Origin of the sequence: Micromonospora sp. NPDC005197 (genome assembly GCF_040608295.1) — a bacterium.
GTDB lineage: Bacteria > Actinomycetota > Actinomycetes > Mycobacteriales > Micromonosporaceae > Micromonospora.
The window spans coordinates 1-15758 of record NZ_JBEXHY010000024.1 but is presented as its reverse complement, the minus strand read 5'-3'; the positions used below and the strand labels follow the sequence as shown (position 1 = coordinate 15758).

The window sequence follows — 15758 nt, the reverse complement described above, 5'->3', positions numbered from 1 at the left end:
GCCCGCAAGCTGGAGAGGTGTCGTCTGTGCGTACCAGATCAGGACCGCGCGCGGCGGTGACCGCGCTCGTCGCGGCGCTGGCGCTCGGCGTAGCCGGTTGCGTCCCTCCGGACGAGACCGGAACGCCGCCACCACCGACGGACGGCGGCAACGCGGCGCAGCAGCTGGGCCAGCTGACCGTCGCCAACGCCGGCTCGATGAAGGGCTACAGCCGCGACCGCTTTCCGCACTGGCGGAACACGGGTAAGAACTGCGACGTGCGGGACAGCATCCTGCAACGCGACGGCAAGGACGTGAAGCTGTCCGGCTGCAACGTCGTCGGCGGTCGCTGGGAGAGCGCGTACGACGGTCGCAGCGCCACCGATCCCTCCGACGTGGACATCGACCACATGGTGCCGTTGGCCAACGCGTGGCGCTCGGGCGCCGACGAGTGGGACGACGCGAAGCGCGGCGACTTCGCCAACGACACGACCCGGCCGCAGCTCCTCGCGGTTTCCGCGTCCTCCAATCGGGCAAAGGGTGACCAGGACCCGTCCCAGTGGAAACCGGCGAACCGGTCGTACTGGTGCCAATACGCCAAAGACTGGGTGGCGGTCAAGCACCACTGGCGGCTGACGGTGACCAGTGCCGAGAAGGCCGCCCTGAGCGACATGCTGGAGGGCTGCTGATGAGCGAGGGAGCCGTGACAGGCGGCGAGGCGAAGGGTGACACAGGCCCGGCCGCGGCGGGCATGACCGCGGATGGCAGCGCCGAACCCTCGGCCGCCGTGCCGGGGGCCGGCATGGTCGCCGATTCCGACGGCGCCGGTGGCCCGCAGAGCCGCACGGCCGACATCGTGCCCGGTCCGGGCGGGGTGATGACCGACGAGGTCGGGGTGGTCACCGGCGAGCTGACCCTGCGCACCGAGTACGCCGACGGCAAGGTCACGCTGCGGGTGCAGTACAAGGACGCGGACGAGTGGTACGCGGTGACCGGCGGCTCGGTGCCGCTCGCCGACCCGGCGGGGCTGGACGCGGTGCACGCCGTGGCGGTGGGCCTGCTGCACCGCCCGGAGGGCTGACGCCACACCCGGGCACCGTCGACCCGTGAGACCGGGGGCCGTCCTGTGGCAGGACGGCCCCCGGTGTCGTCACGGCGTCGGGATCACCTCACTGCGGCATCACGGCGCCGGATCACCTCACTGTGTCGTCACGGCGTCGGGATCAACTCACCCGGCGGGTCGAGCGGGCCGGTGCCCTCGGCCGGGCGCACCAGCTCCACCTCGACCTCGTGTGGCCGGATCCGGCCGGCGGCGATGTCCTCGGCGAAGTGGCAGGCCACCCGGTGCCCGCCGACCACGTCGCGCAGCGCCGGCCGCTCGCTGGCGCAGCGGGTCGGCTGCGCCCACGGGCACCGGGTGTGGAACCGGCAGCCCGACGGCGGGTTGGTGGGCGAGGGTAGGTCGCCGGCGAGCAGGATGCGCTCCCGACGGTCCTCGACGACCGGGTCGGGCACCGGCACCGCGGACATCAGCGCCCGGGTGTACGGGTGCATCGGCTCGCGGTAGAGGTCGTCGCTGGACGCCTCCTCCACCAGACCACCCAGGTACATGACGCCCACCGTGTCGGCGATGTGCCGGACCACCGCCAGGTCGTGCGCGATGATCAGGTACGTCAGGCCGCGCTCGTTCTGCAGGTCCTCGAGCAGGTTGAGCACCTGCGCCTGGATCGACACGTCCAGTGCGGAGACCGGCTCGTCGGCGACGATCAGGTCCGGGTTGAGCACCAGGGCCCGGGCGATGCCGATTCGCTGGCGCTGGCCACCGGAGAACTCGTGCGGGTACTTGCTGAGAGCCGACGCGGGCAGGCCCACCGCCTCCAGCGTCTCGCGCAACCGCCGGTTCGTCTCGGCCTTGTCGCCGGCCAGCCCGTGCGCCTTCAGGCCCTCCACGAGCAGCGACTCCACCGACTGTCGAGGGTCGAGGCTGGAGAGCGGATCCTGGAAGATCATCTGCATGCGGCGGCGGGCGTGCCGCATCGCCTCGCCCTTGAGGGAGCGGACGTCGGTGCCGTCGAAGACGATCTCGCCGTCGGTGGGCTCGACGAGCCGGAGCAGGCCACGGCCCAGCGTCGACTTGCCGCAGCCCGACTCGCCGACCAGGCCGTACGTCTCGCCCTTGCGGATGCTCAGCGACACGCCGTCGACGGCGTAGACGTAGCCGATGGTCCGGTCGAAGAGCAGACCGCTCTTGATCGGAAAGTGGACCTTGACGTCGCGCAGCTCGATCAGCGGGGTGGTCTCTTCGGTCATCGGGCCGCCACCTCCTCGGAGACGGGGTTGTTGCAGCGCAGGTCGCCGCCGGTGGCGGTGGGTTCGAGCGGCGGAGGCCCCTCCAGGCAGGCGTCCACGACGTTGTCGCACCGGGGGGCGAACGCGCACCCCTCGGTCCACGGGATGTTGTCGGAGACCGACCCGCGGATGGCGTGCAGCCGCTCACCGCGCGGTGAGTCCAGCCGCGGCACCGAGTTGAGCAACCCGTGGGTGTACGGGTGCCGGGCGTGCGCGAACAGCTCGTGCCGTCGGGCCCGCTCCACGACCTTGCCGCCGTAGAGCACGTTGACTGTGTCACAGAGCCCGGCCACCACGCCCAGGTCGTGCGTGATCATCACGAGCGCGGTGCCGGTGTCGTCGACCAACTGCTTGAGCAGGGTGAGGATCTGCGCCTGGATGGTCACGTCGAGCGCGGTGGTCGGCTCGTCGGCGATCAGCAGCCGAGGCTTGCAGGCCAGTGCGATGGCGATCAGCGCGCGCTGGCGCATGCCGCCGGAGATCTGGTGCGGGTACTCGCTGAGTCGCCGTTGCGGGTCGGGAATCCCGACGGCGTCGAGCAGGTCGCGTGCTTCCCGCAGTGCCTGCTTGCGGTCCCGGCCCTGGTGGCGTTCCAGCACCTCGGCCACCTGGACGCCGATCGGGATGACCGGGTTCAGCGACGACAACGGGTCCTGGAAGATCATGCTGATCTCCCGGCCGCGCCGGTCCCGCATGTCGTCCGGTCGCAGCTTCAGCAGGTCGGCGCCCTCGAAGAGCACCTCCCCGGTGACCTTGTTGCCCCGCTTGGGCAGCAGGCCCATGATGGCCAGGCTGGTCACGCTCTTGCCGCAGCCGGACTCGCCGACCAGGCCGACGGTCTGCCCCGGCTCCACGGTGAAGCTGACCTTGTCGACGGCGGTGAAGGGCCGCTCGCCCCGCCGCTGGAACACGACGCTCAGGTCACGGACGTCGAGCAGGCTCATCGGGTCACTTCCTCTCGCCGGCTCACGCCGGCCGTGCTGATTGCGCGCACCGCGGTCACCGCCGGTTCTTCGGGTCGATCGCCTCGCGCATCGCCTCACCCAGCAGGGTGAAGCCGAGCGCGACCACGATGATCGCGAGCGCCGGGTAGTACGCCAGCTCAGGACGGACCTCGAAGTAGCGCTGACCGTCCACGCCGAGCATCAGGCCCCACTCGGCCCGGTTGATGTCCGGGTCGCCGAGGCCCAGGAACGAGAGCGCCGCGGCGTCCAGGATGGCCACCGCGAAGGTCAGGGTGGCCTGCACGATCACGGCGGTCAGTGAGTTGGGCAGCATGTGCCGCAGCACGATGTTGCGCTCCTTGACGCCGAGCGCGCGGGCGGCGAGCACGTGGTCGCTCTCCCGCTGGGCAAGCATCGAGCCGCGCAGCAGTCGGGCGAAGATCGGCACGTTGACGATGGCCACCGCGAAGATGACCGTCCACTGGCTCGATCGGCTGGCCATCGCGACCAGGGTGATCGCGAGCAGCAGGCTCGGCAGGGCCAGCATCACGTCGGTGAGTCGCATCAGGACGACGTCGACCCAACCGCCGAAGGCGCCGGCGACCGCGCCGATCAGCACACCGAGAGCCAGACCGATGAGGGTGGCGAGCACGCCCACGAACAGCGTCTGCCGCGCCCCGTAGATCATCCGGGTCAGGAAGTCCCGGCCGAGCGGGTCGGAGCCGAGCGGGAAGTCACCGCTGGCACCCGGGATGCTGTCCACGGTGAGGTTCTTCGTGAGCTCCTCGAAGCGCTGCACCGGGTCGTGCGGCGCGATGAGCGGGGCGAAGATCGCTACCAGGACGAACAGTCCGACGATGCTGGCGCCGACGATGGCGACCGGGTTGCGCCGCAGCCGGCGCACGGCGTCGCGGACGAGGCTGATGCCGCCCCGGTCGGACGCGCTGGCGCGGGCCAACTCGTCCAGTCGTGCCTTCTTGCGGTCGCCGAGCACGCCGATGCTGCGTTCGCTCATGCCGGGGCGGGGCTTGTCGTCCCCGCTGCGGGGCGTCGGCGCTCCGGCCTGGGTGATGGGGTCACTCATCGCACACGCACCCTGGGGTCGATGAAGGCGTAGGAGAGGTCGACCAGCAGGTTGACCACCACGAAGACCAGCGCCGCGAGCAGGATGATCGCCTGGAGCACCGGGTAGTCCCGGCCGCCGCTGATCGAGTCAGTGATCAGCGTGCCGATGCCACCCCAGTTGTAGACCTTCTCGGTGAGCACCGCGCCGGAGAGGAGCGCGCCGGTCTGCAGGCCGATGGTGGTGACCACCGGGAGCAGCGCGTTGCGCAGGATGTGCCGGCCGCGGATGGTGCGGTGCCGCAGGCCCTTGGCCTCGGCGGTCCGCACGTAGTCCTCGTTGAGGACGTCGAGCACGCTGGCCCGGGTGATCCGCACGATCACCGCCAGCGGGATGGTGGCGAGCGTGATCGCCGGCAGGATCAGGTGCCACAGCGCGTCCGCGCTGGCGTCGAACTCCCGGGTGAGCAGGCCGTCGAGCACGAAGAAGCCGGTGACGTGGGTGTTGTCCAGACCCGTGGTGAGCCGTCCGGACGGCGGGAACCAGTGGATGTTCTGGGTGAAGACGTCCTTGAGCAGATAGCCCAGGAAGAAGATCGGGATGGAGATGCCGAGCAGGGTGCCGGCGATGGTGAGGTTGTCCAGCGATCGTCCGCGCCAGCGAGCGGCGAGGTAGCCGAGCGGCACCCCGAGTCCGACCGCGATGATCATCGCGGCGAGGGCCAGTTCGATGGTGGCCGGGAAGGCGCGGCTGATGACCTCGGTGACCGGGTCACCGGTCCGGATCGAGTTGCCGAAGTCGCCGGTGACGACTCGCTGCATAAACTTGCCGTACTGCACCAGGATCGGCTGGTCGTAGCCGAGCGCCTTGGTCAGCAGCACGCGGCGCTCGGGCGTGGCCCGCTCGCCGAGCAGCGCCTCGACCGGGCCACCGGGCAGGTTCCGCAGCCAGATGAAGATCAGCGCCGACAGCGCTATGAGGGTCACCACCAGCTGCAACAGGCGGCGGACTATGACTCGCAACATCTCTCACACACCAGACTCTCGATGAATCGCGGATCGGCCCGGGCCGGGAGGAACCCCGGACCCGGGCCGATCACGCCTACGGCCTCAGCCGAGGGACGTCACTTGCTGACGCTGACCGTGTTGAATCGCTCGTCGGTCAACGGGCTGGCCACCATGCCCTTGACGTCCTTGGTGACGACGATGGCCGGCGGGGCGTGCCAGAGCGGCACGGCCGGCAGCCACTTGGCGGCGATGTCCCGGTTGACCTGCTCCCAGGCCGCCTTCTTGCCGGCGTCGTCGACAGTGCCGTCGGCCTTGGTGATCGCGTCGAACATCTCGGTCATCGACTGGTCGCCGAACTCGACCTTGGCCCGGCCGAAGAACGTGCCGACGAAGTTGCCCGGGTCGTTGTAGTCACCGGTCCAGCCGAGGATGTGCAGGTCCTGCTTGCCGAACTGCTGCACGTCGTCCTTGAAGCCACCGTTCCACGGGCGAGGCACACCGTTGACCTTGATGCCCACGGCCTGGAGGTCGTTGGCGAGGACGGTGAAGATCTCCTGCGGGTTCGGCATGTACGGCCGGGAGACGTCCGGCGGGTAGTAGAAGTTCAGCGTCAGACCCTCGGCGCCGGCCTCCTTGAGGAGCTGCTTGGCCTTGTCCGGGTTGTACTCGTACTTCTGCACGTCCGGGGCGTAGCCGAGCACGGTGTCCGGCATGAACTCGTCGGCGACCTTGGCGCCACCCGGGCCCTTGGTCTGCACCAGCTGCTGGCGGTTGAGCGCGTAGGCGATCGCCTGGCGCACCCGCAGGTCCTTGAGCTTCGGGTTCTTCTGGTTGAGGCCCAGGTAGAGGACGTTGAACGCCGGGCGGTTGATGACCTGGAAGCCCTCACCCTCCAGCGCCTTGCGGTCGGCCGGGGCCGGGAAGTCGATGCCCTGGACGGTGCCGGCGCGGAGCTCCTGCTTGCGGGTGCTCTCGTCCTTGATGACCTTGATGATCACCTTGTCGACCTTGGCCTTGTCACCCCAGTAGTCCGCGTTGCGGTTCAGGGTGATCTCGTTCTTGGCCTTGTCCCAGCCACCGAAGGTGAACGGGCCGGTGCCGACCGGGTTGGTGGTGGCGAACGCGCTGTACTCGAACGAGTCGCCGTTCTGCTTCACCGTGTTGGCGTCGTACTTCTTCAGCGCCTCGGGGCTGGCGATCGAGAGCGAGGTCAGCGCGAACGCACCCGGGAAGGCGCCCTTGTACTGGTTGAGGGTGACGACTGCGGTGCCGCCGTCCTTCGCCTCGCACTTGTTGTAGATCGGCTTGCCGGCGTCCGGGCTCTCGTTGTTGGCGAAGCCCCCGAAGACGTCCATGTAGTAGATCATCTGGGACTGGGCGGCAGCGCCCTTCATGTTGTACCAACGGTCGAAGTTGAAGCAGACCGCCGCGGCGTCGAACGGGGTGCCGTCGTGGAACTTCACACCCTGGCGGAGCTTGAACGTCCAGACCTTGCCGTCGGGGTCGTGCTCCCAGCTCTCGGCCAGGCCGCCCTGCAGCTCCGCGGTGCCCGGCTTGTGGCTCACCAGGGTGTCGAACATCTGCCGGACCGGCCGGAACGACTCACCGTCATCGTTGAAGATCGGATCGAAGTTCTTCGGGTCACCGGCACCCGCGAAGATGAAGGTGCCGCCAGTCTTGGCCTCGCCACTGTCGCCGTCGCGCTCGCTCTTCGCGCAGCCGGCCGCGCCGACCGCCAGAGCGGCAACGGCCGCGATGGCCACAGCCGATTTAAGCCTTCTCGCCTGCATCTCTCACCTCTGTCATGCGCATGACCACGCCGAGCTGTGGCTCGGTCCGTGTGCGGGAGGCTATGACATGTAACACCGGAAGCGGAACGGCCGTCAGGCAATCGCTACCAAGCCGACACCTTGCGCGGACGTCTGACAGTCGACGGCACGGCGAATACATAGAGCGACACATAACCCGACGCCACGAAGCCGGCCGTCGACGCCGGGTGTCGACGACTCGGGCGCGTCAGGAGGGCGACGGCCAGGCCACGGGTGGTGGGCAGTCGGCCAGCCGCTCGACGGCCGAACCCGCCGCAGCGGTACCCAGGTCGTGGAAGGTCACGCGGTGGCAGGCGGTCACGTTGCTCGCTCCGAACAACGTGCCGACAGGGGCGGAACCGTACACGACCACCACCAGGCCGGAAGTCCGGCGAACCTCCCGAACCTCGACCCGGGCACCCTCCGCGACCACCGCCAACCGTTCGTCGGTCGGCGCCGGGTCGCCGGTGGCGACCACCGCGGCGGCGTACGCCTGGGCGTCACGGGTCACGGCGGCTTCGGCCCCGGCCTCCTCCGCGCGGGTGTCCGCGGCCAGTCGCCGGCTCCCCACCTCGATCGCCACGATGACGCCAGCGATCACCAGGGCCAGCACGGCCACCAGCACCGCCGGAGCCCAGGACCGCTGGGCCGGCCGCCGCGTCGCCACACGCCACCTCCCCGAGGTACGCCGGTGGGCCCGCGCTCGTCGCACGGACCCACCGGATCACCTCAGTTGTATCGGCCGCCGACAACCCTGACGGTGTACGGGATCAGACGGCCCGACGCCCCTCGAACGCCCGGCCCAGGGTGATCTCGTCGGCGTACTCCAGATCGCCGCCGACGGGCAGCCCACTGGCCAGCCGGGTCACCGCGATCCCCATCGGCTTCACCATCAGCGCCAGATAGGTGGCGGTCGCCTCGCCCTCCGTGTTCGGATCGGTGGCCAGGATCAACTCCCGGACCGCGCCGCCGCTCAACCGGGTCATCAGCTCCCGGATGCGCAGATTGTCCGGGCCGATCCCCTCTAGCGGATTGATCGCGCCGCCGAGCACGTGGTAGCGACCGCGGAACTCACCGGTCCGCTCGATGGCCACCACGTCCTTAGGTTCCTCCACCACGCAGAGCACCTCGTCGGTGCGGCGCTGATCGCGGCAGATCCGGCACTGCTCGGACTCGGCCACGTTGTAACAGGTCGTGCAGAAGCGCACCAGCTCCTTGACCTTGCGCAGCGCGCCGGCCAGCCGGTTGACGTCGGCCGGGTCGGCCGACAGGACGTGGAACGCGATCCGCTGGGCGCTCTTCGGGCCCACGCCCGGCAGTCGTCCCAGCTCGTCGATCAGATCCTGGATGGCGCCTTCGTACATCTGCCGGCTCAGAAACCGGGCAGGCCGAGGCCGCCCATGCCGCCGGCGACCGGACCCATCTTGCGCTCGGTCAACTCGCGCGCGGCCTCGGCGGCGTTGTGCACGGCCGCGACCACCAGGTCTTCGAGGGTCTCCACGTCGTCCGGGTCGACGGCCTTTGGGTCGATCTTGATGGCCTTCAGGTCACCGGAGCCGGAGACGGTCGCGGTGACCAGCCCTCCGCCGGCCGTGCCGGTCAGCTCGGCCTCGGCCAGCTCGGCCTGGGCAGCGGCGATCTGCTGCTGCATCTTCTGCGCCTGCTTCAGCATCTGCTGCATGTTCGGCTGTCCACCTGGGCGCACGGATGGCTCCTTCTCGCACTCGTCTGCTCGGCCGCCGACCAGCCTAACCGCTGGGACCGACCCCGCCCCGCCCGGTGCGTCCGCCCACGCCGGGCATGCCGGCTTCCGCACGCGGGCCGGGAACGACCGGGTTCACAACCGGCCGACGAGCCGCCCGCCCGAACGACCCGCTAGGTATGGCTGGCACCACCCCGAACCGGCCCTCTGCGGGTAGTGCGTCGGCACCCACCGCGCTGGTCTGCTCGACAGCATGAACCTCAACCCCACGGGCCGGGTCGGCACACTGTGCTGGGTGATCGCCGCACCGGTCTTCCTCGTCGCCGGCCTGGTCACCGGCCTGCGCTGGCGCGAGCCGGCCTACAGCTGGGCCAGCCACAACATCAGCGACCTCGGCAACGTCCACTGCGGCATCTGGGACACCACCCGACCCCGGTACGTCTGCTCCCCCTGGCACCCGTTGATGAACGCCGCGACACTGGCCACGGCCGTACTGCTCGCCGCCGGGCTCCTGTTGACCTGGCGGTCACTCGGTCGCGGCGCGGTGGTGCGCTCCGCGCAGACGCTGCTGTTGCTGGCGGCCGGCGGGTACGCCCTGGCGGCCCGCTACCCGGCCGACGTCGACGAGAACCTGCACGTCCTCGGCGCATTCCTGATCATGGGCCTGGGCAACATCGGGCTGCTCCTCGCCGGCTTCGCGCCGCACACCACGCTGCTCGGCCGGTGGCGAGCGCTCACCCTTGCCGCCGGGTTGACCGCGCTGGCGGGAACCGTGCTGTTCTTCGCCCAGCAGGGCCTCGGGATCGGAGTGGGCGGCATGGAACGCGTAGCGGTGCTGCCCTTTCCCGTGTGGGCCTGCTGCCTGGGCGCCCTGCTCGCCGAAACCCCGCCCGGCCCCGTCGCTCAGGAGGCCGCGGTGTCGGCCGAGAGCCACACCACTTCATGATCGACGGGGCAGGGTGTCAGCGGGCGTCCACCTCGTCGATCTTCTCGGCGCCGAAGGTCTCCCGGAGCAGCCGTACCGCCTGCTCCTCGCTCGACTCCCGGGCGGTCTTCTCGTCGATGACCTCGTCCAACGGTTCGTCGCCCGGGTCGAACCCCTCGTAGGTCGGTACCGCCGCCGGTGCCGCGCCACCCGGGCGCCTACCGCGCTGCGGGCCGTCGAAGTCCGGGTCGTAAGGCGGTTCGCCCGCCCATTCGGCGTCCGCGACGGGCCGGGCCGCCGATGCGGTACGCGCGCCGCGCCCCGCCGCCGCCGCTCGTGCGGCGGCGATGGCGCTGCTCACCGGTGCGCCACCGGCTGCCGCCGGCTGCCGGGCCGCCGGCGTCGGGTTGGCCGCCCGTGCGTCCGGCTGACCGGTCACGGCGCCGGAGCCGCCGGAGCCGCCACCGTTCGCCCCCGGGCCGGCACCGTTCGATCTGGTGTGGGCCGCGTCGGCGCCGTTCACGCCTGTCGACACGGGTGCGGAGGAGCCGCCCGAGGCGGAGTCGGGGTCGTCCACGGCGGTACCGCCCGGCCGGGCGGCCTCCGGCCAGTCGTCGTCATCCGTCGCCTGGGCGGCGGCGGGAGCATTGCCACCGGGGCGCGCGGCCTCCGGCCAGTCGTCCTCGTCGTCGGGTGTCGCAGCCGCCGGGGTGTTCGTCGAGCCAGCCGCGGCGGCCGTGTTCGTCGAGGCCGGAGACACGTTGGGCGATGTGTTCGTGGGGGCAGGTCGGACATCCGCCGAAGCAGGCGACGCGGCGGCAGCGGCCGGCGCGGCAACCGGGGCCGACGTCGGCGCAACCGCGGTCGGCCCGGCCTGGGTCGGCGCGGTCGGCTGCGCGGCAGAGGTCGGAGCGGTCGGGGTCGGCGCGAACGGCTGGGCGGCAGCGGCCGGCACGGCAGCGGCCGGCGCGGACGGCTGCGCGGCAGCGGTCGGAGCGGCCGAGGTCGGCGCGGTCGGTGCCGGCGCGGCAGCGGTCGGGCGGGGCGGCGCGGCCGGCTGGGAGCGCGGTGGGCCGGACAGCGACACGCCACCCCGCTCGCCGGCCACCTCGCAGCGGATCTGCCAGCGTCCGCCCAGCTCCTCGTAGAGCGCGTCGGTGAGCACCGCCGAGTGGTCGGCCATCATCTTGGCCAGCACGGTGGACTTCACCGTCAGCACCAGCATGTCGCCGTCGAGTTCCCGCACCACCGCGTCGCGCATGAGGGCGGCGATCCGCTTGTTGGTCCGGTTGACCTTGCCGACCACGTCGGGCCAGGCCCGGCGGACGGCCACCGCGTCCAGTGCGGCGGCCGGCGCACCGGGGCGAGGCGGCACGGGTGTCGCCGGGTCGGGCAGCACGGCCGACGGCGGCACCACGCGACGCGGGGCCGGCGAGACGGGTGCAGCGGCCGGATCAGTGGAGGTCGACGCGGCGACGGCCGACGCACCGGGCGAGGCCGGAATCGGTGAGTCGGCCCTCGAGGGCGCGTGCGCGGCCGGTACGCCGGGAACGCGAGCGCCCGAGCCCGCAGCACCCGAACCCACAACGCCCGAACCCACAACGCCCGAGCCCGCAGTGTCTGCGGCCCGCGCGCCGGGGGTCGGGGACGCGGTCGGGTCGACGTCCCACGGCGGTGCGGAGGTCGGGGCATTGGCGGGTGCCGGGGTGGCGGCAGCCGGGACCGGAGGGGCGTGCTGTGGGCGTACCCCTTGCTGGGCTGCTGACGCGGAGCCGGCGGCGGCCGACGGCGCGTCGGTGCCGCCCAGGGTGAGCCGGCGTTCCATCCGTTCGAGGCGCTGGAGGAGGCCGCCGGCGGAGTCGTCCACGCCGGGCAGCAGCATCCGGGCGCAGATCAGCTCCAGCAGCAGGCGGGGCGCGGTGGTGCCGCGCATCTCCACCAGGCCGTCGTGCACGATGTCGGCGCAGCGGGAGAGCGTGGCCGGGCCGAGTTGGGACGCCTGGGCGGCCATCCGCTCGATCTGGTCGGCGGGGCCGTCGATGAGGCCCTTCGCGGCGGCGTCCGGCACCTGCTGGATCACGATCAGGTCGCGCAGCCGTTCCAGCAGGTCGGAGGCGAACCGGCGCGGGTCGTGCCCGGCCTCGGCGACCCGGTCGACGGTGGCGTACGCGGCGGCGCCGTCACCGGCGGCCAGCGCGTCGCACATCTCGTCGATCAACGCGGCGTCGGTGACCCCGAGCAGCGCGGCGGCGCGGGCGTAGCTGACGCCCTCCGGGCCGGCGCCGGCGATGAGCTGGTCGAGCACGGAGAGGCTGTCCCGGGCGCTGCCGCCACCGGCGCGAACCACCAGCGGGAAGACCGCCGGCTCGACGGCGACGCCCTCGGCCTGGGTGAGCTGCTCCAGGTACGGGCGGAGGATCTTCGGCGGGATCAGCCGGAACGGGTAGTGGTGGGTCCGCGACCGGATCGTGCCGAGGACCTTCTCCGGCTCGGTGGTGGCGAAGATGAACTTGACGTACTCCGGGGGCTCCTCGACGAGCTTGAGCAGGGCGTTGAAGCCCTGGGTCGAGACCATGTGCGCCTCGTCGATCACGTAGATCTTGAAGCGGCTGCTGGCTGGCGCGAAGAACGCGCGCTCGCGCAGCTCCCGGGCGTCGTCGACACCACCGTGGCTGGCCGCGTCGATCTCGATCACGTCGATGGAGCCGGCGCCGTCGATGGCGAGCGAGCGGCACGACTCACACTTGCCGCACGGCTCGGGGGTGGGGCCCTGCTCGCAGTTGAGCGAGCGGGCCAGGATCCGGGCGCTGGACGTCTTGCCGCAGCCACGGGGGCCGGAGAAGAGGTAGGCGTGGTTGAGCCGGCCGCTGCGCAGCGCCTGCGACAACGGCTCGGTGACGTGCTCCTGCCCGATGACCTCGGCGAAGGTACGTGGCCGGTACTTGCGGTAGAGCGCCAGCGTCACTCGTCCCGCCTCCTCTCGACCGAGCCATTCTGCGCCGGTCGGGCGCGGGTGACCACCCACCCCGCCGGGCAGCTTGGGTTACCCCGGGTTGCCGCGCTTGATCGACTCCATCTCGGCGACGTGGCGGTATCCACGGCCCAGAACAGCCCCACATCGGCGACCTGGAGTGGATCAAGGCCCCGGAGACAAAAAGGCCTCCCGTGCACCCGGCAGAGCTCGCTTATCCTTGCTGCCTTCCGGCCCTGGGGAGGTTCACGAGATACCGCCGCACGGGAGGTGACGCCAACCCTACCCGACGGCCCGTCGATCTTCAGGGGGTGGTGGGGTGGCCCGGCCGGCAAGGGCCTGTATCCTGGCTCGCGGAGGATTCGCCTAGAGGCCTAGGGCGCACGCTTGGAAAGCGTGTTGGGTTTACACCCTCACGAGTTCGAATCTCGTATCCTCCGCTCGCCTGAGCAGCAGAAACGCCCAGCAGACCGATAACAGGTCGGCTGGGCGTTCTTGCTGTGGTGTCATCGACGCCATGGCCGAGACCGCGTGGGAGTGGGACGAGACGTTGTACGCGGGCAGCGCGCACCACTACAGCGTGGGCCGGCTGCCCTATCCGCCCGAACTCGTCGACGCCATCCGTACGGCGCTCGACCTGGATGGCACCGGTCGCCTCCTGGACGTCGGTTGTGGCCCCGGGTCGTTGACGCTGCTGCTGGCGCCGCTGTTCGAGGCGGCGGTGGGGGTCGACCCCGACCGGGACATGCTCGCCGAGGCGCAGCGCAGAGCCGCCGAGTCGGGGGCCACCGCCGTCGAGTGGCGGCACCTGCGCGCCGAGGCTCTGCCGGCCGACCTGGGTACGTTCCGGGTGGCCACGTTCGCCCAGTCGTTCCACTGGATGGACCGGCCGTTGGTGGCTCGGCGGGTCCGCGACATGCTCGCGCCCGACGGGGCCTGGGTCCACGTCAGCGCCACCACCCACCAGGGCGTGACCGGGGACGACCCGCTGCCGTACCCCCGCCCGCCCTGGTCGCAGATCAACGACCTGGTCGCGCGCTACCTGGGGCCGGTGCGCCGGGCCGGTCAGGGGTCGCTGCCCGCCGGCACCCCCAGCGGCGAGGGCGAGATCATGCTCGCGGCGGGCTTCACCGGCCCCACCCGGGTCACTGTCGAACAGGGGATGGTCGTGGAACGCCCGGTGGACGAGATCGTCTCGGCGGTGTTCTCGCTGTCCAGTTCGGCACCGCACCTGTTCGGCGATCGGCGGCCCGCGTTCGAGGCCGACCTGCGCGAGCTGTTGACGGCGACGGCGCGGGACGGCCGCTTCGCCGAGCGACGACGCGACATCGACATCGTGATCTGGCGACCCTGACCGGCGGAGCGAGCTTTGCGGCCGCGTCTTCGAGGGCTGGCGCGGCTGGCCCGCGCGCCGAAACGACGAGATCTTGGACAGTTTCCGTTCGGAGCTAACGGAAATTGTCCAAGATCTGGAGCCAGACCGCCCGCCGGACCTCCCGTCGGCGGGCCGGCAGAGGTCCACGGCGGCGCGTACCGTGCCCAGACTCTCACCCCCGGGCGCGAGTCCAGGAGAAGAAGCGCTCGGTGAGCCGGGCCGGGTCGACGTCCCGGAGGTGTTCACCGGCCTCGGCCTGGAGCGTCGCCAGGTAGATGGTCAACGCCAGCCGGTCCTGCCGGTACTCCCCGAGCAGTCGCAGTTTCGCTGGCGAGCAGGGCCAGGCGATGCCGCACGCCTGACATCGCCAGGTGGGTCGGATCGGCAGGTGGTTCCGGTGGCGACGGCGGGGCAAGAGTCAGCCTCCTTCGCTGGTGGAGGGAGTCACCCCGCCTCCGCATCGGGGCGACCCCGGACTGACGCCGACCGCCGGGTTGCTGCGCCTCCACCGGCCACGCCGTCTTCTGCAACCACCCTCGGGCGCGTCACCGGGCAGATACAGGGCGTAGCTATATGGTTCTCAGATATTCGAGACATCCGATGGAGGGGCCGTGAACGACGCGCTGCGGGTGGCACTGAACGACACCGGGCACACCACCGAATCGCTCGCCGAGACCGTCGGCGTCGACCCGAAGACCGTGGCGCGCTGGCTGACCGAGGGCCGCATCCCGCATCCTCGGCACCGGTTCGCGGCAGCGGAAGCCCTCCACAAGGACGTGTCGGACATCTGGCCGGACACTTCAAGACGTCGTGACCCCATCTGGTTTCGTCCGTGGCAGGAGATCGAGCGCGAGGCGGTGTCGCTGCGCTCATTCGAGTCAACCGTCCTGCCGGGCCTGCTCCAGACCGAGGCGTACGCCCGCGCGGTCCTCGGCGGCGCGGGTCTGATCCCGCCGAGCGAAATCGAGCGGCACCTCACCGTGCGGCTCAACCGGCAGGGCGTGCTGAAGCGGGACGACCCGCCGCAGTTCACGGCCGTCATCGACGAGGCGATCCTCCGCCGGCCGGTGGGCGGCCGGGCGACCATGCGCGAGCAGCTGCTGGCCGTGGTCGCCGCCTGCGCGGAGCCGCACATCCGGGTGCACGTGGTGCCCAGCGCGGTCGGCGCGTACGCCGGCCTCAACGGGCCGTTCGTGATCGCCCACAGCCACGACCATCGGGTCGCCGGCTACCTGGACAACCAGCTTCAGGGACAAGTCGCTAGCGACCCCGACGACATCGCGGCCATGATGGCGGCATGGGAGAACGTGCGCGGCGAGGCGCTGTCGCACTGGCAGTCGGTCGATCTGATGACGGAAGTGGCGGAGACATGGAGCTGAACGGCGCCCGGTGGCGCAAGAGCAGCCGCAGCAGCGGCAACGGTGGCAACTGTGTCGAGGTCGCCGACAACCTGCCCGGCGTGATCGGCGTACGCGATTCCAAGGACCCGACCGGCCCGGCGCTCGCCTTCGCGCCGACGGCCTGGCGCGCGTTCGTCACCCAGGTCGCCCGCCGCGCCTGACACCCGCGAGGGCTCACCGCCGCAGATCTTGGACAGTTTCCGTTCCGCGCGAACGGAAACTGTCCAAGAACTTA

The 15758-nt window shown here is 71.1% G+C and carries 16 protein-coding genes, 1 tRNA gene and 1 other RNA gene; 7 read left to right on the top strand and 11 right to left on the bottom strand.

Annotated features, from left to right (window positions below; translation table 11 throughout):
* Positions 1 to 26 precede the first annotated feature (26 nt).
* Positions 27 to 668, top strand: a complete 642-nt coding sequence (locus ABZU46_RS11565; protein ID WP_354856461.1) for an HNH endonuclease family protein — start codon at positions 27 to 29, stop codon at positions 666 to 668.
* The gene (locus tag ABZU46_RS11560) at positions 668 to 1060 is read left to right on the top strand and encodes a hypothetical protein (protein WP_354856458.1); all 393 of its coding nucleotides are present in this window, start codon (positions 668 to 670) and stop codon (positions 1058 to 1060) included. The genes ABZU46_RS11565 and ABZU46_RS11560 overlap by 1 nt, the downstream gene beginning before the upstream one ends.
* Positions 1061 to 1188: 128 nt before the next feature.
* On the opposite strand, the gene ABZU46_RS11555 is transcribed toward ABZU46_RS11560, so the two are convergent.
* The 8 genes from ABZU46_RS11555 to ABZU46_RS11520 form a co-directional block, all read right to left on the bottom strand.
* Entirely contained in the window at positions 1189 to 2289 is a 1101-nt protein-coding gene (locus ABZU46_RS11555) for an oligopeptide/dipeptide ABC transporter ATP-binding protein (RefSeq protein ID WP_354856455.1), read from the bottom strand.
* On the bottom strand, positions 2286 to 3272 hold the full coding sequence (locus tag ABZU46_RS11550; protein WP_354856452.1) for an ABC transporter ATP-binding protein: 987 nt from the start codon (positions 3270 to 3272) through the stop codon (positions 2286 to 2288). The genes ABZU46_RS11555 and ABZU46_RS11550 overlap by 4 nt, the downstream gene beginning before the upstream one ends.
* Before the next feature lie 55 nt (positions 3273 to 3327).
* Positions 3328 to 4287 carry an ABC transporter permease gene (locus ABZU46_RS11545; RefSeq protein WP_354856549.1) on the bottom strand — a complete coding sequence of 320 codons (960 nt, stop codon included), beginning with the start codon at positions 4285 to 4287 and terminating at the stop codon, positions 3328 to 3330.
* 65 nt (positions 4288 to 4352) lie between these two features.
* Positions 4353 to 5360, bottom strand: a complete 1008-nt coding sequence (locus ABZU46_RS11540) for an ABC transporter permease (protein ID WP_354856450.1) — start codon at positions 5358 to 5360, stop codon at positions 4353 to 4355.
* A gap of 98 nt (positions 5361 to 5458) precedes the next feature.
* Positions 5459 to 7132, bottom strand: coding sequence for an ABC transporter substrate-binding protein (locus ABZU46_RS11535; protein ID WP_354856447.1), 1674 nt, complete (start codon positions 7130 to 7132; stop codon positions 5459 to 5461).
* Positions 7133 to 7358: 226 nt separating this feature from the next.
* Complete coding sequence (locus ABZU46_RS11530; RefSeq protein WP_354856445.1) at positions 7359 to 7817, bottom strand: hypothetical protein; 459 nt, start codon at positions 7815 to 7817, stop codon at positions 7359 to 7361.
* A gap of 103 nt (positions 7818 to 7920) precedes the next feature.
* Positions 7921 to 8514 carry a recombination mediator RecR gene (gene recR, locus ABZU46_RS11525; RefSeq protein ID WP_234583245.1) on the bottom strand — a complete coding sequence of 198 codons (594 nt, stop codon included), beginning with the start codon at positions 8512 to 8514 and terminating at the stop codon, positions 7921 to 7923.
* A gap of 8 nt (positions 8515 to 8522) precedes the next feature.
* On the bottom strand, positions 8523 to 8831 hold the full coding sequence (locus ABZU46_RS11520) for a YbaB/EbfC family nucleoid-associated protein (RefSeq protein ID WP_220090758.1): 309 nt from the start codon (positions 8829 to 8831) through the stop codon (positions 8523 to 8525).
* Between the two features lie 274 nt (positions 8832 to 9105).
* Here ABZU46_RS11520 and ABZU46_RS11515 point away from each other — a divergent pair, with 274 nt between their 5' ends.
* Complete coding sequence (locus ABZU46_RS11515; protein ID WP_354856444.1) at positions 9106 to 9798, top strand: DUF998 domain-containing protein; 693 nt, start codon at positions 9106 to 9108, stop codon at positions 9796 to 9798.
* A 16-nt stretch (positions 9799 to 9814) separates the two neighbouring features.
* On the opposite strand, the gene ABZU46_RS11510 is transcribed toward ABZU46_RS11515, so the two are convergent.
* The gene (locus ABZU46_RS11510) at positions 9815 to 12742 is read right to left on the bottom strand and encodes a DNA polymerase III subunit gamma and tau (RefSeq protein ID WP_354856442.1); all 2928 of its coding nucleotides are present in this window, start codon (positions 12740 to 12742) and stop codon (positions 9815 to 9817) included.
* Positions 12743 to 12931: 189 nt separating this feature from the next.
* Positions 12932 to 13021, bottom strand: an RNA gene (gene ffs, locus ABZU46_RS11505) — signal recognition particle sRNA small type.
* Positions 13022 to 13103: 82 nt separating this feature from the next.
* Here ffs and ABZU46_RS11500 point away from each other — a divergent pair.
* Positions 13104 to 13188 (top strand) — tRNA-Ser (locus ABZU46_RS11500).
* Positions 13189 to 13265: 77 nt separating this feature from the next.
* Positions 13266 to 14102: a class I SAM-dependent methyltransferase gene (locus ABZU46_RS11495; RefSeq protein ID WP_354856440.1), complete on the top strand. Its 837-nt coding sequence runs from the start codon at positions 13266 to 13268 to the stop codon at positions 14100 to 14102.
* A gap of 193 nt (positions 14103 to 14295) precedes the next feature.
* On the opposite strand, the gene ABZU46_RS11490 is transcribed toward ABZU46_RS11495, so the two are convergent.
* Positions 14296 to 14538: a flavin reductase gene (locus tag ABZU46_RS11490; protein WP_354856438.1), complete on the bottom strand. Its 243-nt coding sequence runs from the start codon at positions 14536 to 14538 to the stop codon at positions 14296 to 14298.
* 196 nt (positions 14539 to 14734) lie between these two features.
* Here ABZU46_RS11490 and ABZU46_RS11485 point away from each other — a divergent pair, with 196 nt between their 5' ends.
* Positions 14735 to 15502, top strand: coding sequence for a helix-turn-helix transcriptional regulator (locus tag ABZU46_RS11485; RefSeq protein ID WP_354856436.1), 768 nt, complete (start codon positions 14735 to 14737; stop codon positions 15500 to 15502).
* Complete coding sequence (locus tag ABZU46_RS11480) at positions 15493 to 15684, top strand: DUF397 domain-containing protein (RefSeq protein ID WP_354856434.1); 192 nt, start codon at positions 15493 to 15495, stop codon at positions 15682 to 15684. The genes ABZU46_RS11485 and ABZU46_RS11480 overlap by 10 nt, the downstream gene beginning before the upstream one ends.
* The last annotated feature ends 74 nt before the right edge of the window (positions 15685 to 15758 follow it).

Coding starts and splice junctions, on each gene's coding strand:
- ABZU46_RS11560 (WP_354856458.1), top strand. CDS start 668: ATGAGCGAGGGAGCCGTGACAGGCGGCGAGGCGAAGGGTGACACAGGC.
- ABZU46_RS11555 (WP_354856455.1), bottom strand. CDS start 2,289: ATGACCGAAGAGACCACCCCGCTGATCGAGCTGCGCGACGTCAAGGTC.
- ABZU46_RS11550 (WP_354856452.1), bottom strand. CDS start 3,272: ATGAGCCTGCTCGACGTCCGTGACCTGAGCGTCGTGTTCCAGCGGCGG.
- ABZU46_RS11545 (WP_354856549.1), bottom strand. CDS start 4,287: ATGAGCGAACGCAGCATCGGCGTGCTCGGCGACCGCAAGAAGGCACGA.
- ABZU46_RS11540 (WP_354856450.1), bottom strand. CDS start 5,360: ATGTTGCGAGTCATAGTCCGCCGCCTGTTGCAGCTGGTGGTGACCCTC.
- ABZU46_RS11535 (WP_354856447.1), bottom strand. CDS start 7,132: ATGCAGGCGAGAAGGCTTAAATCGGCTGTGGCCATCGCGGCCGTTGCC.
- recR (WP_234583245.1), bottom strand. CDS start 8,514: ATGTACGAAGGCGCCATCCAGGATCTGATCGACGAGCTGGGACGACTG.
- ABZU46_RS11520 (WP_220090758.1), bottom strand. CDS start 8,831: ATGCAGCAGATGCTGAAGCAGGCGCAGAAGATGCAGCAGCAGATCGCC.
- ABZU46_RS11515 (WP_354856444.1), top strand. CDS start 9,106: ATGAACCTCAACCCCACGGGCCGGGTCGGCACACTGTGCTGGGTGATC.
- ABZU46_RS11495 (WP_354856440.1), top strand. CDS start 13,266: ATGGCCGAGACCGCGTGGGAGTGGGACGAGACGTTGTACGCGGGCAGC.
- ABZU46_RS11480 (WP_354856434.1), top strand. CDS start 15,493: ATGGAGCTGAACGGCGCCCGGTGGCGCAAGAGCAGCCGCAGCAGCGGC.